The organism is Xanthomonas hawaiiensis (assembly GCF_031834635.1).
Lineage (GTDB): Bacteria > Pseudomonadota > Gammaproteobacteria > Xanthomonadales > Xanthomonadaceae > Xanthomonas_A > Xanthomonas_A sacchari.
Genome location: NZ_CP115873.1, coordinates 1,544,201 through 1,564,172, shown reverse-complemented (window position 1 = coordinate 1,564,172; position 19,972 = coordinate 1,544,201). Strand labels below are relative to the sequence as shown.

15 protein-coding genes are annotated in these 19,972 nt (G+C 68.3%); 8 read left to right on the top strand and 7 right to left on the bottom strand.

Annotated features, from left to right (window positions below):
* Window positions 1-123 precede the first annotated feature (123 nt).
* The 3 genes from PG878_RS06805 to mtgA all read right to left on the bottom strand — a co-directional run bounded on the left by PG878_RS06805 (window position 124) and on the right by mtgA (window position 2,604).
* The gene (locus PG878_RS06805; protein ID WP_209029675.1) at window positions 124-552 is read right to left on the bottom strand and encodes a CBS domain-containing protein; all 429 of its coding nucleotides are present in this window, start codon (window positions 550-552) and stop codon (window positions 124-126) included.
* The gene (locus tag PG878_RS06800; protein WP_209029674.1) at window positions 512-1,534 is read right to left on the bottom strand and encodes a glycosyltransferase family 2 protein; all 1,023 of its coding nucleotides are present in this window, start codon (window positions 1,532-1,534) and stop codon (window positions 512-514) included. The genes PG878_RS06805 and PG878_RS06800 overlap by 41 nt, the downstream gene beginning before the upstream one ends.
* A 326-nt stretch (window positions 1,535-1,860) precedes the next feature.
* Window positions 1,861-2,604, bottom strand: a complete 744-nt coding sequence (mtgA, locus tag PG878_RS06795) for a monofunctional biosynthetic peptidoglycan transglycosylase (RefSeq protein ID WP_209029863.1) — start codon at window positions 2,602-2,604, stop codon at window positions 1,861-1,863.
* An 81-nt stretch (window positions 2,605-2,685) separates the two neighbouring features.
* On the opposite strand from mtgA, the gene hslO reads away from it, so the two are divergent.
* From hslO to PG878_RS06780, 3 genes are all read left to right on the top strand, one after another.
* On the top strand, window positions 2,686-3,579 hold the full coding sequence (gene hslO, locus PG878_RS06790) for an Hsp33 family molecular chaperone HslO (protein WP_209029673.1): 894 nt from the start codon (window positions 2,686-2,688) through the stop codon (window positions 3,577-3,579).
* 115 nt (window positions 3,580-3,694) lie between these two features.
* Window positions 3,695-4,555, top strand: a complete 861-nt coding sequence (locus PG878_RS06785) for an XOO1806 family protein (RefSeq protein WP_209029672.1) — start codon at window positions 3,695-3,697, stop codon at window positions 4,553-4,555.
* 221 nt (window positions 4,556-4,776) lie between these two features.
* The gene (locus PG878_RS06780; protein ID WP_209029671.1) at window positions 4,777-7,656 is read left to right on the top strand and encodes a TonB-dependent receptor plug domain-containing protein; all 2,880 of its coding nucleotides are present in this window, start codon (window positions 4,777-4,779) and stop codon (window positions 7,654-7,656) included.
* 123 nt (window positions 7,657-7,779) lie between these two features.
* Here PG878_RS06780 and PG878_RS06775 read toward each other — a convergent pair whose 3' ends face one another.
* Window positions 7,780-8,391 carry a TetR/AcrR family transcriptional regulator gene (locus PG878_RS06775; protein ID WP_209029670.1) on the bottom strand — a complete coding sequence of 204 codons (612 nt, stop codon included), beginning with the start codon at window positions 8,389-8,391 and terminating at the stop codon, window positions 7,780-7,782.
* Between the two features lie 139 nt (window positions 8,392-8,530).
* On the opposite strand from PG878_RS06775, the gene PG878_RS06770 reads away from it, so the two are divergent.
* The 3 genes from PG878_RS06770 to PG878_RS06760 all read left to right on the top strand — a co-directional run bounded on the left by PG878_RS06770 (window position 8,531) and on the right by PG878_RS06760 (window position 12,479).
* Entirely contained in the window at window positions 8,531-9,451 is a 921-nt protein-coding gene (locus PG878_RS06770) for an alpha/beta fold hydrolase (RefSeq protein WP_209029669.1), read from the top strand.
* Window positions 9,448-11,934 carry an acyl-CoA dehydrogenase gene (locus PG878_RS06765; RefSeq protein ID WP_209029668.1) on the top strand — a complete coding sequence of 829 codons (2,487 nt, stop codon included), beginning with the start codon at window positions 9,448-9,450 and terminating at the stop codon, window positions 11,932-11,934. Before PG878_RS06770 ends, PG878_RS06765 begins: the two co-directional genes overlap by 4 nt.
* Before the next feature lie 68 nt (window positions 11,935-12,002).
* On the top strand, window positions 12,003-12,479 hold the full coding sequence (locus PG878_RS06760; protein WP_209029667.1) for a hotdog fold domain-containing protein: 477 nt from the start codon (window positions 12,003-12,005) through the stop codon (window positions 12,477-12,479).
* 31 nt (window positions 12,480-12,510) lie between these two features.
* Here PG878_RS06760 and PG878_RS06755 read toward each other — a convergent pair whose 3' ends face one another.
* Together PG878_RS06755 and PG878_RS06750 are read right to left on the bottom strand one after the other, a co-directional pair.
* On the bottom strand, window positions 12,511-12,864 hold the full coding sequence (locus PG878_RS06755) for a DUF1304 domain-containing protein (RefSeq protein WP_010344196.1): 354 nt from the start codon (window positions 12,862-12,864) through the stop codon (window positions 12,511-12,513).
* Between the two features lie 82 nt (window positions 12,865-12,946).
* Window positions 12,947-14,293 carry an NTP/NDP exchange transporter gene (locus tag PG878_RS06750; RefSeq protein ID WP_209029666.1) on the bottom strand — a complete coding sequence of 449 codons (1,347 nt, stop codon included), beginning with the start codon at window positions 14,291-14,293 and terminating at the stop codon, window positions 12,947-12,949.
* A 208-nt stretch (window positions 14,294-14,501) separates the two neighbouring features.
* On the opposite strand from PG878_RS06750, the gene PG878_RS06745 reads away from it, so the two are divergent.
* Window positions 14,502-16,100 carry a GMC family oxidoreductase gene (locus PG878_RS06745; RefSeq protein ID WP_209029665.1) on the top strand — a complete coding sequence of 533 codons (1,599 nt, stop codon included), beginning with the start codon at window positions 14,502-14,504 and terminating at the stop codon, window positions 16,098-16,100.
* Window positions 16,101-16,433: 333 nt separating this feature from the next.
* Window positions 16,434-17,822 carry a serine hydrolase domain-containing protein gene (locus tag PG878_RS06740; protein ID WP_244663459.1) on the top strand — a complete coding sequence of 463 codons (1,389 nt, stop codon included), beginning with the start codon at window positions 16,434-16,436 and terminating at the stop codon, window positions 17,820-17,822.
* Between the two features lie 1,629 nt (window positions 17,823-19,451).
* Here PG878_RS06740 and PG878_RS06735 read toward each other — a convergent pair.
* Window positions 19,452-19,907 (bottom strand): hypothetical protein, encoded by a 456-nt coding sequence (locus PG878_RS06735; protein ID WP_010344200.1) that lies wholly within the window; start codon window positions 19,905-19,907, stop codon window positions 19,452-19,454.
* Window positions 19,908-19,972 lie beyond the last annotated feature (65 nt).

Sequence of the window (19,972 nt, the reverse complement as noted above, 5' to 3'; positions counted from 1 at the left end):
CGTCAGATCAAGAGCGCAGTGCGTGGTCTGACATCGCCAGGCGAATCACGCCCTCACGCGTAACGCTGGATCCGCGCTCTTGCTTTTCCCATTCCCCATTCTCTTTTCCCGATTCCCGGCCCCTCAGCTCCTGATGTACTCCTGCAACTGATCCAGCTCCTGGCGCTGCTCTTCGATCACCGCCTTGACCAGGTCGCCGATCGAGATCACACCGATCACGCGGCCGGCGTCCACCACCGGCAGGTGGCGGATGCGTTGCCCGGTCATCAGCTCCATGCACTGCTGCACGCTCTGCGCCGGGTCCACCGTGTGCACCTTGCTGCTCATGATGTCGCGCACCGGCGTGGTCGCCGAGGAGCGGTCCTGCAGGACCACCTTGCGTGCGTAGTCGCGCTCGGACAGGATGCCGGACAGGTGTCCGTCCTGCAGCACCAGCACCGCGCCGATGCCCTTGGCGGCCATCAGCCGCAGCGCCTCGATCACCGCCGTGTCCGGCGCGACCGCGTGGATCTCATTGCCCTTTTCGCTCAAGACCTGCCGTACCGTCCGCATCGCTGCCTCCCGGTTCGCTGGATCGCACGGCCGAGCATACTCCTTCGCCCGGTGCGTGCCAGGTCTCCACCAGATACAGCGGTCGCTGCTTGGATTCCTCGTACAGCCGGCCCAGGTATTCGCCGATCAGGCCCAGCGCGATCAGTTGCACGCCGCCCAGGAACAGGATGACCGCCATCATCGTCGGCCAGCCCGCCACCGGGTCGCCCCACAGCGCCGCCTTGACCACCACCCAGATCGCGAACAGGAAGGCGCCGACGGCGGTCGCCAGCCCGAGATAGGTGGCCACCCGCAACGGCGCGGTGGAGAAGCCGGTGATGCCGTCCAGGGCGAAGTTCCACAGCCGCCACAGGCTGAACTTGCTGCGCCCGGCCAGCCGCGGCGCACGTTTGTACGGCAGCGCCAGGCGCCGGAAACCGATCCAGCCGAACAATCCCTTCATGAAGCGGTGGCGCTCGCGCAACTGCCGCAGCGCGGCCAGCGCGCGCGGCGACAGCAGGCGGAAATCGCCGGTGTCGGCCGGGATCGGCGTTTTCGACAGGCGCCCGATCACCCGGTAGAACAGCGCCGCGGTGCCGCGCTTGAGCCAGCCCTCGCCTTCGCGCACCAGCCGCGTGCCGTAGATGTCGTCGTAGCCGGCGCGCCAGTGCGCGACGAACTGTCCGATCAGTTCCGGCGGATCCTGTCCATCGGCGTCCAGCAGCATCGCCGCGCCGCGATCGACGCAGTCCAGCCCGGCGGTCAGCGCCAGTTCCTTGCCGAAATTGCGCGACAGGCGCAGCGCACCGACCCGCGGATCGGACGCGGCCAGCGCCTGGATCGTCTCCCAGGTGGCATCGCGGCTGCCGTCGTCCACGTACAGCACCCGCCCCTCCAGCCCCGGCACGGCATCGAGCGCGGCGAGGATGCGCGGGTGCAACAGTGGAAGGGTCTGCGCCTCGTTGAACGCAGTGACGACGACGGTGAGACGTTCGGATTCCATCGGCGGATGGTACGGAGCGGCCTGCGCGTTCACCAGCGGCGCGCGCTTCGCCCGACGCGCGCCACTCCCTTCTCCCACCGGGAGAAGGTGCCCCGAAGGGGCGGATGAGGGTGCGTCTACCGCCGAATCCAGCATGCCTGCGCACAACCCTACCCTCACCCCAACCCCTCTCCCGACGGGAGAGGGGCTTTGAATCCCTTCTCCCCTCGGGAGAAGGTGCCCCCAAGGGGCGGATGAGGGTGCGTCTGCCGCCGAACCCAGCATGCTTGCGTGCACAGCCCTACCCTCACCCCAACCCCTCTCCCGGGGGGAGAGGGGCTAAAAGCCTACGGCGCCTGCAGGTAGGCCGGGCCGCCCAGTTGCCGGGTCTGGCGCTGGATCCAGTTGGCGCGGCCCTGCACGTAAGGGCCGGGACGCGTGGCGTTGTAGCGCTGCGGCGCCGGCAGCACCGCCGCCAGCAGCGCGCTCTGCGCCGGCGTCAGTTGCGCCGCGTCCTTGTTCCAGAAGCTGCGCGCGGCCGCCTGGGCGCCGTACACGCCGTCGCCGAACTCGGCGACGTTGGCGTACACCTCGAGAATGCGCTGCTTCGACCACAGCGCCTCGATCAGCACCGTGTACCAGGCCTCCAATCCCTTGCGCAGCCAACTGCGGCCCTGCCACAGGAAGACGTTCTTGGCGACCTGCTGGCTGATCGTGCTGGCGCCGCGCAGGCGCCCGCCGCGCGCGTTGTGGTCGCGCGCCTTCTCGATCGCGTCCAGATCGAAGCCGTGATGGCTGGGAAAGCGCTGGTCCTCCGCGGCCACCAGCGAGATCGGCAGGCTCGGCGCGATCTGCGCGGTGTCGCGCCAGTCGTAAGCGATGCGGTACGACCAGTCGCCGCCGGCCCAGGCGCCGAGCTGGCGCTCCAGCATCATTGCCGAGAACGGCGGATCGACGAAGCGCAGCAGCAGCACCTGCGACACGCTCGCCAGCACGAACAGCAACGGCGCCAGCAGCAGCCAGCGGCGCCAGCGCCTGGCCCGTGGGCGCGCCGGCGCGGCGCCACTTGCATCGCGGCGCCCCGCCCCCATTCCTATGCTCTCTTCGATCTGGTCCACCGTGACGATCCACGTTCGTGCGGTCGCCATCTTCCCATGCGCAGCGAGGCCGCAATGCATTCTTCCGACGATCGTCTGACCCGCTTCCTGCTTCCCGGCGCCGGGGTGCGCGGCGTGCACGTGCGCCTGCACGACACCTGGCGCGAGATCCTCGCGCCGGCCAGCTACCCCGCCGCTGCCACCGAACTGCTGGGCGAGGCCTGCGTCGCCGCGGCCCTGTTCACCGGCCACACCAAGGTCGACGGGCGCCTGTCGGTGCAGTTGCGCAGCCAGGGCGCGCTGCGCACCCTGTTCGCCGAATGCACCGCCGCCGGCACCTTGCGCGGCATCGTCCAGCTGGGCGAGGGCCAGGACGCGCCACGCGACCTGCGCGCGCTCGGCGACGACGCCCTGCTGGCGATCACCATCGAGAACCCTGGCCTGGATCCGCGCGAACCGCAGCGCTACCAGAGCCTGGTGGCGATGTCCTCGGCCGAGCTGGACGAGGCCTTCGAGGACTACTTCCGCCAGTCCGAGCAGTTGCCGACGCGGCTGATCCTGGCGGCCGACGGCAGCCACGCCGCCGGCCTGCTGCTGCAGAAGCTGCCCGGCGACGCCGGCGACGAGGACGGCTGGAACCGCGCCGGGGCGCTGTTCGAGACCGTCGGCGAGGCCGAACTGCTGGCCACGCCGGCCGAAACCCTGCTGCACCGGCTGTTCCACGAGGAGACCCCGGAGCTGCTCGGCGACCGCCCGCTGCGCTTCGGCTGCTCGTGCTCGCGCGAGCGCGTGGCGGCGATGCTGCGCTCGCTGGGCGAGGAGGAAGCGCGGGCCGCCGCCGAGGCCACCGGCCAAGTTGAGATCCGTTGCGAGTTCTGCGGCCGGCACTATGACTTCCCCTTGACGGAATTCGGAGTATTGTTTGCCGTAACGCAGGCTGAACCTGCATCGTCGGAGCGCTTGCACTAGCTGAAATGCGCGTCGCGACCGGGGAGTCCGACTTGTTAAAGAAACATAAACCCACTAGCATCAACCACCCTGTCCGGCGGGAACTTTCGTGCCCGCCCCAAGTCTCAGATTGCTGATGCGACCCTTCCTGCGCCTACCGCTCGCCCTGTTGATCGCCCTTGCGGCGAGCACGGGCGCGCATGCGCAGAGCAAGCCGGCCAATGGCCAGGACCGCACCGTGCTGCCGGTCTGGAACAAGGGCAGCGGCAAGGTCGAGGCGCTGCTGTATCTGGAACCCACCGGCGAACAGGCGGTCGGCGCGCGCTGGCACTTCGGCCGCAACTCGCTGGATGCCGCGTTCGGCCTGTCCTCCGGCGATTCGCTGGGTCTGCTGTGCAACAGCGCCAGCGGCAGCAGCATCAGCGGGCTGGCCAGCCACTGCATGCTGGCCAGCCTGGGCGACGACGACGGCACCACCGGCCACCACGTCGCCGCCACCACCACCTTCAACCGCCCCGGCGGGCGCCTGTCGCTGTCGGCCGGCACCGGCCGCGAGAACCTCCCCGCCTGGCTGGCCGGCGCCAACAAGACGCCGTCGATGCGGATGGAGCAGAACGACCTGACCGTCTTCGCGCAGCAGAACATCGGCCGCGAGGGCTTCGTCTCGATCGGCGGCACCTACGCCAAGGCGCGCCTGGTGCCGATCGCCGACGCCACCCCGGCGATGCTCGACCGCTGGGACAGCAAGAGCCTGAGCATCGGCGGCGGCTACGGCTCGTTCAGCGCCAACGTCATCGGCCGCGTCGTCGACGCCCCCGGCCAGCCCGGCAAGTGGACCGGCCTGGGCGTGGGCCTGACCTGGCGCACCCCGTGGAGCGGCCAGCTGACCGTCGGGGCCGAGAACGTCATCACCCGCGGCAAGAACCCGTTCTCGCCGAACAACATCAGCACCGAAGAGGGGACCATCCCCTACGTGCGATACGAGCAGGACCTGTAGCGAAGCGCCTGCGGCGCACGTCGCCCTATCACAATCAATTTTGTGATGGATACGTGATTTTTAATCGAATTCACGTCAAAACACTGCTTTGTTAACGGGACTTTAATTCTTCCTCCGACCGGGATACCATCCAGGCACCCTGAAGGGATTTGGAATCGCATTTCGATTCCGCCGACAGGCACACCTTGGGCTTTACCCAATCTCATTCGGAGAGATAGCTAATGAATTGCAAGACCAACAAACTGCGCGATGCAGTGGTGCTCGCGCTGGTCGTGGGCGCTGGCGGCAGCACTGGCGCAGCCTTCGCTCAGGACGCAAGCACCAGCGGCGCCACCAACCTGGATCGCATCGAAGTCACCGGTTCGCGCATCCGTTCGGTGGACGTCGAGACCGCCCAGCCGGTCTTCACCGTATCCTCTGAGGAGATCAAGAAGTCCGGCCTGGTGAGCGTCGGCGACATCCTGCAGAACCTTACCGTCTCCGGCACCCAGACGTTCAGCAAGGCAGCGGTGCTGACCTCGAACGCGGAACAGGGCGGCCAGTACGTCAACCTGTACAACCTGGGCGAGCAGCGCACCCTGGTGCTGGTGAACGGCAAGCGTTGGACCTCCAGCCTGGCCGGCTACACCGACCTGTCGACCATCCCGAGCGCCCTGATCGATCGCATCGAAGTCCTGAAGGATGGCGCCTCGGCGATCTACGGCTCCGACGCCGTTGCCGGCGTGGTCAACATCATCCTGCGCAAGAATTTCGAAGGTGCCGAAGCCTCGGCGCTGTTCGGCCAGAACGGCCGCGGCGACGGCCAGAAGCAGTCGTACTCGATCACCCTGGGCGCCAGCGGCGATCACTCCTCGCTCGTGTTCGGCGCCAGCTACACCAAGGAAGATCCGGTGTTCGCCAAGGACCGCGATCTGACCCGCACCACCTTTGGTCCGAACCACCCGCTGGACGGCCTGAGCGCCACCGGTCCGTGGGGCCGCTTTAACTACAACGGCAACACCTACGTCCTCAACCACACAGGTTCGTGGGATGGCAACGGCGTCGGCGCCGATTCGCGCAACCTCGCCAATTACCACAATGGCCTGACCACTGACGATCGCTTCAACGTCACCCAGCAGATGATGCTGGCGCAGGGCAACGAGACAAAGTCTGTCTTCACCTCCGGCAGCTTCGATCTCAACGAGAACCTTACCTTCAAGTCGACGGCGATGTACTCCGAGCGCGATTCCACGCGCCAGGTCGGCGGCTATCCGCTGAGCGCGACCTCGCAGCGCACGTTCCCGGTGTCCATCAGCGGCCAGAGCTACTACAACCCGGTCGGCCAGGACATCACCTCGTGGTTCCGTCGCATCACGGAAGTCCCGCGCGTCTCTGAAAACAACGTCAAGAGCTTCCACTTCGACGCGGCCCTGGAAGGCGCGTTCAATGTCGGCACCCATGGCTGGAACTGGGACGTCGGCATGAACTACAACAAGTACGACGTCACCCAGATCAGCACCGGCAACGTCAACCTGCTGGCGCTGCAGAAGGCCCTGGGACCGTCCTTCCTGAATGCACAGGGCGTCGTCCAGTGCGGCACCGCGGCGAACCCGATCGCGCTGGGCACCAACCTGGCTGCCGGGCAGTGCACGCCGTTCAACATCCTCGGCGGCCCGTCCGCGTCCACCGCCGACGCGTTGAAGTACATCAGCACCCTCGGCCAGGCCACCCAGCAGAGCGTGAGCAAGCAGTACTTCGCCAACATCACCGGCGGCCTGTTCGACATGCCGGGTTCGGCAGGCGAATTCGCGTTCGCGGCAGGTGTCGAGCACCGCGAAGTCAGCGGCTACGACTACCCGGACCAGCTCTCCAGCGCCGGTTACACCACCGACCTGGCCGCCGCGCCGACCACGGGCAAGTACAAGACCAACGAAGCCTACCTGGAGTTGATGATTCCGCTCCTGAAGGACGTGCCGTTCGCCAAGGAACTCTCGTTCGACGTGGCAAGCCGCTACTCGGACTACGACCGGTTCGGCAATACCACCAACAGCAAGTTCAGCCTGACCTGGAAGCCGGTTGAGGATCTGCTGGTCCGTGGCACGTACGGCAAGGGCTTCCGTGCCCCGACCCTGGACGACACCTTCGGCGGCGGCTCGCAGTCCTTCGACCCGTTCACCGACCCGTGCGATGCGCGCTTCGGCCAGCTGTCCACCCCCGCCGTGGCAGCGCGCTGCGCGTCGGAAGGGCTCTCGACGAACTTCCGCCAGACCGATAACGCCGGCCAGCCGGTCAGCGCCCGCGAAACGCAGAGCAACACCGCGTTCCAGGCCGGCGTGGGCAACGCCGAGCTGCAGCCGGAATACAGCAAGACCCGCACGGTCGGCCTGGTCTTCAGCCCGCACTGGGTGCAGGGCCTGGACTTCTCGCTCGACTGGTACAAGATCAGCATCTCCAACGTGATCACCGCGGTCAGCGCGACCTATGTGCTGAACCAGTGCTACAACGGCGTCACCTCGTTCTGTAACTACACCCGCGATGCGGCCACCGGCCAGGTGGTCAGCCTGAGCCGCGGCAACACCAACCTGGGTGCGCTGGAAACCGAAGGCTACAACTTCGTCGCAAACTATCGCCTGCCGGAATTCGCGGCCGGCCAGTTCTCGCTGCGACTGGACAGCAACTACCTGGTCGCGTTCCGGCAGCAGAGCGACAACGGCAGCCCCTGGAACGACTACGCGGGCTACTGGAACTACCCGCGCGTTCGGGCCACGCTCGGCGTGAACTGGGCCAAGGGCGACCTGTCGGCCAGCTGGAACCTGCGCTACTACGGTGGCTACCGCGACTACTGCCAGTACGCCGAAGAGTGCAACGAGCCCGACTACCAGACGCCCAACGCCGGCTGGGGTGGTGGTGTGGGTGCCAACAAGAAGGGTGCCATCACCTATCAGGACGTTTCGATGACCTGGTCGGCCCCCTGGAACGGCGCAGTCACCGTGGGTGCTCGCAACGTGTGGAACAAGCAACCGCCGATCACCTACTCGCTGACCAACAACAGCTCCTCGTCCATCGATCCGATGCTGGACTACGACCGTTACCTGTTCATGCAATACACCCAGCGGTTCTGATACCGCCGGACGTTCCGGTAACAAGAACGGCCCCGAAAGGGGCCGTTTTTTATGCGCCATATCTTCATGCGACCGCCTTAGGCATGCGCCGGCACTCGATGCCGACGCGCCACCCCGCGGGGATCAGCCGGGAATCAAGGTCACGATGACGTGCTCGACGTAGGCCTCGAAGTCCTCGCGCGCCTGCTTGGGCTGGTGCAGTTGCAGCGACAGCTGCAGGAAGCCGACGTAGGCGGCATAGGCCAGGCGCGCGCGATGCTGGGCGTCGGTGCGGCTGAGTCCGGCCTGGCGGAACGAGGCGATCAGGTACTCCATGCGCCGCTGCGAGACCCGGTCGATCACCGGCCGCACCGCGGGATGGTCGAGCGCCTTCAGCAGCTCGCTGTAGATGACGTGCGGCTTGACCTCGTGCGCGACCAGTTGGAACAGCGCGCGCAGCCGGGTGCGCGGATCCGGCACTTCTTCCAGACTGCCGAACACCTGTTGCTGCTCGACCAGTTCCCAGCGTTCCAGCGCGGCCTGCAGCAGCGCATCGCGCGAGGGGAAATGCCAGTAGAAGCTGCCCTTGGTGACGCCCAGGCGCCGCGCCAGCGGCTCCACCGCCACCGCGCTCACGCCCTGTTCGGCGATCAGGTCCAGGGCGGCCTGCGCCCAGTCTTCGGCACTGAGCCGGTTGTTGCGGCCACCGCCGGAAGCGGCGCCGTCGTCGGAAGAAGGAGCGGGCGCGGTATTCATCCGTGGATTTAACCATACGGGGACGTCGGTTGCAGTATGTGGCCTTCGCGCGGTGGGCGCAAACGCCCGGCAGCATTGGCTTTTCGCGCCCATACTGCATCGTATTGACATGCCGCGCCGGGCGACCATACTATCTCGTATGGTTTCTGCTTCCGCCACTGTCGCGCATTCCGTCCCGGCCACCCTCTCGGGCGCTGGCGAGGCGACGCTGGCCGCGACCGTCACCGGTCCCGGCGAGGCCGGCTCGGTGCTGTTCGCGCACGGCTTCGGCCAGACCCGGCACGCGTGGTCGGCAACCGCCGCGGCGCTGCAGGCGCATGGCTACCGCAGCGTCGCCTACGACGCGCGCGGCCATGGCGACTCCGCACGCAACCCGGCGGACCTGCCCTATCGCGGCGAGCAGTTCACCGACGACCTGATCGTAGTCGCTGGCGAGATGTCGCCACCGCCGGTGCTGGTCGCCGCGTCGATGGGCGGACTGTTCGGACTGATCGCCGAATCGCGCTGGCCGGGCCTGTTCCGCGCGATGGTGCTGGTGGACATCACCCCGCGCTGGCAGCCGGCCGGGGTCGAGCGCATCCTCGCCTTCATGACCGCGCACCCCCACGGCTTCGCCAGCCTGGATGACGCCGGCGACGCGATCGCCGCGTATCTGCCGCAGCGCGCGCGCAAGTCGCCCGAGGCGTTGCGCAGCGTCCTGCGCCAGCACGCCGATGGCCGCTGGTACTGGCACTGGGATCCGCGTCTGGTCGAAGAACTGGCGCGCGACAGCGACCAGCACCAGGGCGCGATCGCGCAGGCCGCCGCGCACGTGCAGTGTCCGCTGCTGCTGATCAGCGGCGGCCGCAGCGACCTGGTCACGCCGCAGACCATCGAGGAATTCCTGTCGCTGGTGCCGCATGCGCAGCATGCGCATCTGCCCGAGGCCACGCATATGCTGGCCGGCGACGACAACGCCGCATTTACCGCCACTGTGTTGCACTACCTGGACGCCCTGCCACCGGCCTGCGCCGGCGCATCGTCCGCCGTCACCGAGTACCTCCCCGGAGCACGCCCATGAGCATCATTGCCCCCTTCCTCGTGTTGTTGCTGGCCGGCGCGTTCGCCGCCTACCACCGCATGCGGCTCGCCGTCTGGGCCGCGTTGAGCGCCACGCTGCTGGTCGCGTGCTGGCTGCTCGGCGCCAACCACATCGCCACCATCGTCGCGGCCGTGGTGCTAGCGGTGGTCGCGGTGCCGCTGCTGTTGCCGTTCGTACGCAAGCCGCTGCTCACCGCGCCGATGCTGAAGGTGTTCCGCAAGGTGCTGCCCCCGCTGTCGCAGACCGAGCGCATCGCCCTGGAAACCGGCTCGGTCGGCTTCGAAGGCGAACTGTTCACCGGCGATCCTGACTGGCAGAAGCTGCTGAACTATCCCAAGCCGCAGCTGACCGCCGAAGAGCAGGCCTTCCTCGATGGCCCGGTCGAAGAACTGTGCCGGATGACCAACGACTGGGACATCACCCACGTCCACGCCGACCTGCCGCCGGAACTGTGGAGCTTCATCAAGAAGAACAAGTTCTTCGGCATGATCATTCCGAAGGAATACGGCGGCCTCGGCTTCTCCGCGCTGGCCCACCACAAGGTGATCCAGAAGATCGCCTCGGTGTCGAGCGTGGTCAGCTCCACCGTCGGCGTGCCCAACTCGCTGGGCCCGGGCGAACTGCTGCTGCACTACGGCTCCAAGGAGCAGAAGGACTACTACCTGCCGCGTCTGGCGGTGGGTCAGGAAGTGCCCTGCTTCGGCCTGACCGGTCCGTTCGCCGGCTCCGACGCCACCTCGATCCCCGACTACGGCATCGTCTGCAAGGGCGAGTGGAACGGCGCCAACGTGCTCGGCGTCAAGCTGACCTTCGACAAGCGCTACATCACCCTGGCCCCGGTGGCGACCCTGGTCGGCCTGGCGTTCCGCATGTACGACCCGGACGGCCTGATCGGCGACACCAAGGACATCGGCATCACCCTGGCGCTGCTGCCGCGCGAGACCCCGGGGGTCGAGATCGGCCGCCGCCACTTCCCGCTGAACTCGCCGTTCCAGAACGGCCCGATCCACGGCCGCGAGGTGTTCATCCCGCTGAGCCAGCTGATCGGTGGCGTGGAGATGGTCGGCAAGGGCTGGAACATGCTCAACGAGTGCCTGGCCGTGGGCCGCTCGATCACCCTGCCCTCCACCGCCAGCGGCGGCGCCAAGTTCGGCGCCGTGGTCACCGGTGCGTATGCACGCATCCGCAAGCAGTTCGGCCTGTCGGTCGGCCGCTTCGAGGGCGTGGAAGAGGCGCTGGCGCGCATCGGCGGCAAGGCCTATGCGATCAGCGCGCTGTCGCAGGCCACCGCCGCGGCGGTGGACCGCGGCGACGTGCCGTCGGTGCCGTCGGCGATCGCCAAGTACCACTGCACCACGATGAGCCGCGAGGTCATCAGCGACGTGATGGACGTGGTCGGCGGCAAGGGCATCATCCTGGGGCCGCGCAACTTCGCCGGCCGCAGCTGGCAGGCCGCGCCGATCGCGATCACCGTGGAAGGCGCCAACATCATGACCCGCAGCCTGCTGATCTTCGGCCAGGGCGCGATCCTGTGCCATCCGTGGGTGATGAAGGAGATGAAGGCCGCCGGCAATCCGGATCACAAGGCCGGCGTCGACGAGTTCGACCGCAACCTGTTCGGCCACATCGGCTTCGCCATCTCCAACGCGGTGCGTTCGCTGTGGTTCGGCCTGACCGCCGCACGCATCGGCGCCGCGCCGGGCGATGCCTACACCCGCCGCTACTTCCGCAAGCTGGATCGCTACTCGGCGAACCTGGCGCTGATGGCCGACGTGTCGATGCTGATGCTCGGCGGCAAGCTGAAGTTCAAGGAGTCGCTGTCCGGGCGCCTGGGCGACGTGCTGAGCCACATCTACATGACCAGCGCCATGCTCAAGCGTTACCACGACGACGGCGCGCCGGCCACCGACCAGCCGCTGCTGGCCTGGGCCTTCCACGACAGCGTGCACAAGATCGAGCTGGCGCTGTCGGCGGCGCTGCGCAACTTCCCGATCCGTCCGGTCGGCTGGCTGATGTGGGCGCTGATCTTCCCGTGGGGCCGCCGCGCCGAGGCGCCGGGCGACCGCCTGGGCCACCGCGTCGCCGCGCTGCTGATGACCCCGAACGAGGCGCGCGACCGCCTGGGCCAGGGCGTGTTCCTGACCCCGTGCGAGAACAACCCCGGCGGCCGCATCGCCAGCTATCTGACCAAGGCGGTGCTGGCCGAGCCGGTGGAGCGCAAGTTCCTGAAGGCGCTCAAGAGCAAGGGCATCGAGGCGCTGGACTTCGCCTCGCAGCTGGACGAGGCGGTGCGCGAAGGCGTGCTGTCGGCCGACGAGCGCCGTCAGCTGGAGGAGTTGCGCGAGATCACCATGGACACGATCAGCGTCGACGACTTCGACACCGACGAACTGCGCTCGGCCAGCTACTACCAGCGTGCCGCGGCCGCGGCCGACGACGGGCATTCGCGCGAAGCGGCCTGATCCTGCCGGTCATGCGACAACCACGACGGCGGACTTCGGTCCGCCGTCGTGCGTTTGAGGAGACGGCCATGAGCCACCTGCTTTCGCTCTATCGCCGCATGCAACGCTGGCCGGCCGGCTCATGGCTGTTCGCGCGCGCGATCTGTTTCAAGGCGCCCTACTTCGGCAGCATCGCGCCGCGCATCACCGTCCTGGAGCCGGGCCGCTGCGAGGCCCGCATCGCACACCGGCGGCGCGTCAACAACCACATCGGCACCGTGCATGCGATCGCCCTGTGCAACCTGGCGGAACTGGCCGGCGGCCTCATGGTCGACGCCAGCCTGCCGCCGTCGATGCGCTGGATTCCCAAGGGCATGCAGGTGGAATACCGCAGCAAGGCGGTGGGTCCGATGCATGCGGTGGCCACGCCGGACGTGGCGATCGTCGCCGCCGAGCGCGGTTACGACCTGCCGGTCAGCGTGGAGATCCGCGATACGCACGCGCAGGTGGTGTGCTTCGCGCGCATCGCCATGTGGGTGTCGCCACGCACGCCGAGCGCCGCCTGATCGCCGCGCTGCGTGCCTGAGCGGGTGCGGCTCAGTACGCCAGCAGCACCGCCGCGATCGCCAGCGCCGCCGGCAACGCCTGCACGAAGACGATGCGGCGGCTGACGCTCCAGCCGCCGTACAGGCCGGCCACGACCACGCAGCCGAGGAAGAACAGCATCACGTCGACCCGCTGCGCGACCAGGCCCCAGGCCAGGCCGGCGGCGAGGAAGCCGTTGTAGAGCCCCTGGTTGGCCGCCAGCACGCGCGTCGCCTGTGCCTTCTCCGGGCTGTTGCGGAACACCTTCATGCCAAGCGGGCGCGTCCACAGCACCATTTCCAGCACCAGGATGTACAGGTGCAGCAGCGCGACCGCGCCGACCAGGATCGAAGCCAACAGGATCATCGCGCTATCCGGCACAGGAGACAGGGCGCCAGCATAGCCAGCGTCCCGATGGGCGGCCAGTCCCCGGCCGCGCGGCGCCGGCTCAGCGCGTCGGCGGCGTGCGTTCCGGCGGCAGCTTGGCCGCCTCGCGCAGCAGCCGCCACGCGCCCAGGGTCATGCCGGAGGCGGCCAGCAGGCCCGCGACGAACACCACCTGCGAGCCGAACCCCGACAGCAGCTTGTACAGCCAGGCGAAGCTGAGGTCGCTGCCACGATAGACCACGGTATCGATCGCCGCGCCGGCCTTGTAGCGCCATTCGCGGCCGACCCGGGTGTACAGGGTCTCGCGCGCCGGCTTGGCCAGGGAGAACTCGCCGGCGCGGGTCACCACCTGCACCACCGCCACCAGCATCGGCAGCGGCGACACCGCCAGCACCGAATAGCCGAGCAGGATCGCGCAGCCGGGAATCAGCAGCGCCGGTCCGATGCCGAAGCGCGACAGCAGCGCGCGGGTGACCAGCAACTGCATCACCAGGGTCACCGCGTTCACCGCCAGGTCGATGTTGGCGTAGAAGGCGGTACTCGCCGCCGCATCGGTGTACAGGCGGCGCACGATCGCCGCCTGTTCGTTGTACAGCAGGGTGCCCACGCCCACGCCGAACACCGACATCAGGGCAAGCCAACGCAACAGCGGTTCGCGCGCGATCAGCTTCAGCCCGGCCAGCACGTCGCCGCCCATCGGCGCCTCGCCGCCGACCACGCCGCGCTCGCGTTCGCGGGCGACCGCCCACAGCCGCAGGCGCAGCAGGCACACCACGCTGACCACCAGGAAGCCGGCCGACACCAGCATCAGGTTGGCGATGCCGATGCGCTCGACCAGGCTGCTGGCGATCACCGGCCCCAGGAACGCGCCGAGCGTACCGGCGGCGCCGATGTAGCCGTAGCAGGCGCGTGCTTCGGCGTTGCTGAAGACATCGGCCATGAAACTCCAGAACACCGCCACCGCGAACAGGTTGAATACCGAGATCCACAGGAAGAAGGCCATGCCGCGCCCCGGCACGCCGCTGTCGAACAGCACGTAGAACAGCAACAGCGTGGCGATGAAGAAGCCGTACACCACCGGCAGGAACACCCGCCGCGGATAGCGGCTGACCAGCGCGCCGTAGATCGGCTGCAGCAACAGCATGATCAGGAAGGTGCAGGTGAACAGCACCTGCAGCGCGAACTCCTTCAGCGGCATGCCGTGCGCCGCGAAGAACGCGATCATCGCCGGCGGGAACACCGCCGCCACGTCGGCGGAGGCGCCCATCGCCTCGCGCACCGGCCGCAGCACGTAGTAGCCGCTGAGCAGCGAGAAGAAGTACAGGAACGCCCACGCCAGCGGCGGCGAATCGCGCAGGGCGCCGCGCAGCCGCGCCAGCGCGCCGGGAGCATGCGGGGTGGCGCTCATCGGCGGCGGACCCTGGCGCAGAAACGGGACATGGCGATTTTCGGGGGGCGGAAAACGCGCACGGTAGCTGATGCACCGCAACACCGCCAGCGCGTGCGCGATCCGCAGCCCGCGCCGTACGCGCATCGCCCCCGGCGGCGGCCGCGCCGAGCATATGCTCTATCCTCGGCGACTAGCGTCGGCGCCAGGAACTCAGGGGACACCGCGGGTGTACGACTACATCATCATCGGCGCAGGCTCGGCCGGCTGCGTGCTCGCCAACCGCCTGAGCGAGGACCGCGACTGCCAAGTGCTGCTGATCGAGGCCGGGCCGCGCGACCGCAATCCCTTCATCCACATGCCCGCCGGCCTGGCGCGCCTGGCCAGCAACCGCCGCATCAACTGGAACTACCTCACCGAGGCCGAGCCGGCCTTGAACGACCGCCGCCTGTGGTGGCCGCGCGGCAAGGTGTTGGGCGGCTCCAGCTCGATCAATGCGATGTGCTACGTGCGCGGCGTGCCCGCCGACTACGACGACTGGTCGGCCGACGGCGCCGACGGCTGGGACTGGCGCGGCGTGCTGCCCTACTTCCGCCGCAGCGAGTGCAACAGCCGCGGCGGCGATGCGCTGCACGGCGGCGACGGCCCGTTGCACGTCTCCGACCTGCGCTACCACAACCCGCTCTCGGACGTGTTCGTGGCTGCCGGGCAGGAGGCGGGTTTCCCGCACAACCCCGATTTCAACGGCCCGCAGCAACAGGGCGTGGGCCTGTACCAGGTCACCCAGAAGGACGGCGCACGCTGCTCGGCCGCGGTCGCCTACCTGACGCCGGCGCGCGCGCGGGACAACCTGCAGATCGTCACCGACGCGCTGGTGCTGCGCCTGCTGATCGAAGGCGGACGCGTGGTCGGCGTCGCCTATGCGCAGGACGGCCGCGAGGTGCAGGCGCGCGCCGCGCGCGAGGTGCTGCTCAGCGCCGGCGCGGTGAACTCGCCGCAGCTGCTGATGCTCTCGGGCATCGGCCCGGCCGATGCGCTGCGCCGCCACCGCATCGCGGTGCAGCTGGACCAGCCGCAGGTCGGCGCCAACCTGCAGGATCACCTGGACGTGTGCACGCTGTACCGCACCGGCCCGGGCATCAGCTACGACCGCCGCAACCAGGCCAAGATCGCCTTCGACTATTTCCTGCGCGGGCACCGCGGCGCCGGCAGCAGCAACATCGCCGAGGCCGGCGGCTTCATCCGCTCGCCGTTGGCGCCGGACGCGCGCGCCGACATCCAGCTGCACTTCGTGCCGGCCATGCTCGACGACCACGGCCGCAACCGCCTGCCCGGCGACGGCTTCACCCTGCATGCCTGCCATCTGCAGCCGCGCAGCCGCGGTCGCATCGCGCTCAACGACGCCGACCCGCGCACGCCGGCGCGGATCCAGGCCAACTACCTCAGCGATCCCGAGGGCTTCGACCTGCGCATGCTGGTGGAATGCGCGCGGCTGGCGCGGCACATCCTGCGGCAGCCGGCGTTCGATGCATTTCGCGGCGCGCCGCTGCTGCCGGCGCGCGAGGACTTGGACGAGGCCGGGCTGGTCGCCTTCATCCGCGCCAAGGCCGAAACCATCTATCACCCGATCGGCACCTGCCGCATGGGCAACGACGCGCAGGCGGTGGTCGACCCGCAGCTGCGCCTGCGCGGCCTCGACGGCCTGCGCGTGGTCGACGCCTCGGTGATGCCGCGCCTGGTCAGCGGCAACACCAACGGGCCGACGATGATGATCGCCGAGCGTGCTGCGGATCTGATCCGTGGGCGGGCTGTGCTGCGGGAAGGGTGAGCGGCGGCTGCGGGGGATGCGCGACGCTGCGCGGAGGGGCGAGCGCACGAGTATCGCGGCGGGTGATGCGCTGCTGCGCGACCGACCCTCACCCCAACCCCTCTCCCGGGGGGAGAGGGGCTAGGCGAGACGTGCGCGGCACGGCGATTGCATGTCCGTGGGCATCCGCCGCAGTCCCCGCCACCGCTCCGCCGGCAGGCCTGCACACCCCCGCCGACGCGGGAAATCCCCAGCAGGATCAAGGCGATGCCTATTCATCTTCTCCCAGTTTGTGCATTCGAGAAATCCGGCGCTAGAATCGTTGCCGGCAGCACCTCACAGGCCTCAGGCGCAATGACACAGAACAGCAGGCACCGGCTCCTTCGACCGGTGGCAACCGGGTTGCTCGGGGCATTGCTGCCCTTTGCGATGTCCTCCACCGCACAGACGCCGGCGCCCGCACAACCGCTGCCGCCGCCGCTGCACACCGAAGCCACGCGCTACACCTCGCCGACGCAGCCGCTGCCCTACCGCGCCTCGCTGACGCAGAGCCAGGTGCTGCCGCTGGCCAGGGACTTCGACGTGGCCGCGCTGGAGTCGGCTGCCGAACAGCTGACTTACGGCGAACGCGTGCCCGGCCTGGCGATGGCCATCGTGCACAACGGCCAGGTGCTCAGCGCGCGCGGCTACGGCGTCACCGACGTCAACCGCCCCGAGCCGGTCGATGCGCATACCGTGTTCCGCCTGGCCTCGCTGTCCAAGGCCTTCGCCGGCACCATGGCCGGCCTGCTGGTCAACGACGGCACCCTGCGCTGGGACAGCAAGGTCGTCGACTACGTGCCGGGCTTCCAGCTCAGCGATCCGGTCGCCACGCGCCAGTTGAACGTCGCCGACCTGCTCAGCCACCGCGTCGGCCTCACCTACAACGCCTACGACCGCGACGTCGAATCCAACCTCGACTACTACACGCTCAGCCACAAGCTGGCCTATGCGCCGCTGAAGTGCGCGCCGGGCGAGTGCTACGCCTACCAGAACGTCGCCTTCAGCCTGATCGGCGACGTGGTGTTCGCCGCGTCCGGCAGCTTCTACGAGCAGTCGGTGGAACGGCGCATCTTCAAGCCGCTGGGCATGAACGACGCCAGCATGGGCCTGGCCGGCATCCAGGCCAGCCCGCGCTGGGCGCGCCCGCACGTGCGCAGCCGCAACGGCTGGGTTTCGCTGACGCCCAAGCCGACCTACTACCGCCTGGCGCCCGCCGCCGGCGTCAACGCCAGCATCAGCGACATGGCGCAGTGGCTGATCGCGCAGACCGGGCATCGCCCGGACGTGTTGCCGGAGCCGTTGCTGGCGACCCTGCACGCGCCGCTGATCCTCACCCCGGGCGAGATGCGCTCGGGCTGGCGCCGCGCCCGCGTCAACTCGGCCAGCTACGCGCTGGGCTGGCGCGTGTTCGACTACTCCGGCCACCAGGTGATCTTCCATGCCGGTGCGGTGCAGGGCTACCGCGGCCTGATCGCGCTGGTGCCGGAACGCGATTTCGCCGTGGCGATCCTGTGGAACGGCGAAAGCGGCCTGCCCTCGGGCCTGCTGCCGACCGTGCTCGACCGCGCCATCGGCCTGCCGGCGCAGCGCTGGCTGGACGTGGACACCGACTTCGGCAGCGACAACCTGATGGCCGAGCGTCCGGACCCGAAGGACAAGAAGGGCGCGTCCTCGTCCAAGTCGGTGGCCTCTCCGCACTGAGCGCGGCTTCCCGCGGCATCCTCGCAGAAGGCGGCGCAAGCCGCCTTTCTGCTGTCTGCAGGCGCTGACCTGTGCTGCGTGTGCCACTTCCCGACTGGGACGCGGTGCCGTTCCGGCAGCGACGACACGGCGTGGTCTCCGCCGCACCGACCGCGCGCTCCCGCAGCATCCTAGTGGAAAGCCGCGCAAGCTGCCTTTCTGCTGTCTGCAGCGCCGACCTGCGCTGCGTGTGCCCGTCCTCCCGGTGCTGGGACACAGTCCCGTCCCCGCTGCGGCGATGCGCTGGCACCAGCGCGTCGCAAAAGTGCGGCCGCAACGCCGATGTCACGCCTGGACGAACGATCAGCGGCTGCGTCGCCCCAGCGGCAGCAGGCGCTCGGAGCGCCCGCGTACGGCCGCGGTGAGGGTGGTTGCGCACCGTCGCTTCCAAGATCGCGCACAGGGCACACACCGCGCCCTCTCGGCATTGTTCGCGATCCGGCATCTGGTGTCGCTGCGCCCCGCATCGCCGCAGGCTGCCGTTGGCGTGCTGGCAACTCGGTGCACCATCGCCGACGTGCGCTGGGCAACGCGCGAGGCGCGACTGCAGGACATCTCCGATAACGACCGACGAGAAGCATCCTGCGGGAGTCGACTGTCATGCAACCGCGACGCGCGAAGTAGCGGGTGCTTTTCGATGGCCCAATGCGTCGGGGCTGAAGCCCCTCCCACAGTCACCCGGCGAGCTCGCAAGCCACTGTCGGAGTCGCTTCAGCAGCGACGGGCATTCCAGACAAAGCCCGTCGTGGCTGAATTCGCTCCCGCAGGGGCTTGCGGCGAACCCGCCTGGTGCACTGTGGGAGGGACTTCAGTCCCGACGACGGAGGGCGTCAGCCGGCTTTCGGCTTCGCTTGTCGCCGCTGCACGACAGTCGACTCCCACAGGACAGACTGCATCCGGCTTGAGTGTGTCGAAAGCAGGCAGCCGGAGATTCCCCGCAGTCCACAGATGCGCGGGAAAAACCAGCGATGCGGTGTCGACCGGCGGGCAAGGCGCGCTGACGCGCTGCATGTGTGGGGCGCAACGCCTTGGCTGGATCGGCGATGCCAGGCGTTCCGGTTGCTGTAGCGCCTACCCGATCCCGACGATCGGTCGATCCACGTCCGGGGCGATTCATTGAGCACGATGTGCGGACCTTTGCCGCCACCTACCGCCGTGTCGTTGCCGGAATGTCGCTGCCGCGTAACTCATTCGCCGAAGACAACTGCCCGCGCCTCCCGGTCCTCACAGGGCTGCCGAGGCCGCACGTGCACGCCAGCGAGATCCGTTGGATGCGTACCCGTCCCTGCGCAGGCGCCTACCGTGGCACGGAAGCGACGCGGCGTGCCGCGCCGGTGGCCGATGCGATAGGCACAGGCGCGCTGTCCACGTCGCGACCTGGCAAGCAGGGCACAGAGGACGGCCAGGGTGGATCAAGAAGACGGACGCCGCGGGGGGCGTCGGACGGAGTCACCGCGGAGGGACGATCGCGTCGGGACTGAAGTCCCTCCCACAACGCGGGCTGCGAGCGCTCCACAGGATGCCGCAAATAAAAAACTCCCTCCCCGCTGGGCACCGGGGAGAGAGTCTAGGAACAGCGATCGGGATGGATCAGATCAGCGGCGCGGGCGTGGCCGGCAGCGCGACCGGAGCGGCCTTCTTCTTGCGAGCGGCCGGCTTCTTCTTCGCCACGGTCTTCTTGGCGGTGGCCTTCTTCGCAGTTGCCTTCTTCGCGGCCGGCTTCTTGGCAGCCGACTTCTTCACCGTCTTCTTGGCAGCGGTCTTCTTGGTCGCAGCCTTCTTCGCGGTCTTCTTCACGGCCTTCTTGGCGACGGCCTTCTTCGCGGTCTTCTTGGTGGCGGCCTTCTTCGCCGTCTTCTTCACTGCCTTCTTGGCAACGGCCTTCTTGACCGCCTTCTTCACCTTGGCGACCTTCTTGGCCACCTTCTTGGCGACCTTCTTGACCGCCTTCTTTACCGAAACCTTCTTCGCTGCCGGCTTCTTGGCGGCAGTCTTCTTGACCGCCTTCTTAGCGGCCGGCTTTTTCGCAGCTTTTTTCGTGGCCATGGGATGGCTCCTCGTCAGTGAACTATGGATTGAAAATGCCCAGTTAAAGCAACCTCGCGGCGATG

Excerpts from the sequence above, each read along its gene's own strand:
- PG878_RS06805 (WP_209029675.1), bottom strand. The coding sequence starts at position 552 with ATGCGGACGGTACGGCAGGTCTTGAGCGAAAAGGGCAATGAGATCCAC.
- PG878_RS06800 (WP_209029674.1), bottom strand. The coding sequence starts at position 1,534 with ATGGAATCCGAACGTCTCACCGTCGTCGTCACTGCGTTCAACGAGGCG.
- mtgA (WP_209029863.1), bottom strand. The coding sequence starts at position 2,604 with ATGGGGGCGGGGCGCCGCGATGCAAGTGGCGCCGCGCCGGCGCGCCCA.
- hslO (WP_209029673.1), top strand. The coding sequence starts at position 2,686 with ATGCATTCTTCCGACGATCGTCTGACCCGCTTCCTGCTTCCCGGCGCC.
- PG878_RS06785 (WP_209029672.1), top strand. The coding sequence starts at position 3,695 with ATGCGACCCTTCCTGCGCCTACCGCTCGCCCTGTTGATCGCCCTTGCG.
- PG878_RS06780 (WP_209029671.1), top strand. The coding sequence starts at position 4,777 with ATGAATTGCAAGACCAACAAACTGCGCGATGCAGTGGTGCTCGCGCTG.
- PG878_RS06775 (WP_209029670.1), bottom strand. The coding sequence starts at position 8,391 with ATGAATACCGCGCCCGCTCCTTCTTCCGACGACGGCGCCGCTTCCGGC.
- PG878_RS06770 (WP_209029669.1), top strand. The coding sequence starts at position 8,531 with ATGGTTTCTGCTTCCGCCACTGTCGCGCATTCCGTCCCGGCCACCCTC.
- PG878_RS06765 (WP_209029668.1), top strand. The coding sequence starts at position 9,448 with ATGAGCATCATTGCCCCCTTCCTCGTGTTGTTGCTGGCCGGCGCGTTC.
- PG878_RS06760 (WP_209029667.1), top strand. The coding sequence starts at position 12,003 with ATGAGCCACCTGCTTTCGCTCTATCGCCGCATGCAACGCTGGCCGGCC.
- PG878_RS06755 (WP_010344196.1), bottom strand. The coding sequence starts at position 12,864 with ATGATCCTGTTGGCTTCGATCCTGGTCGGCGCGGTCGCGCTGCTGCAC.
- PG878_RS06750 (WP_209029666.1), bottom strand. The coding sequence starts at position 14,293 with ATGAGCGCCACCCCGCATGCTCCCGGCGCGCTGGCGCGGCTGCGCGGC.
- PG878_RS06740 (WP_244663459.1), top strand. The coding sequence starts at position 16,434 with ATGACACAGAACAGCAGGCACCGGCTCCTTCGACCGGTGGCAACCGGG.
- PG878_RS06735 (WP_010344200.1), bottom strand. The coding sequence starts at position 19,907 with ATGGCCACGAAAAAAGCTGCGAAAAAGCCGGCCGCTAAGAAGGCGGTC.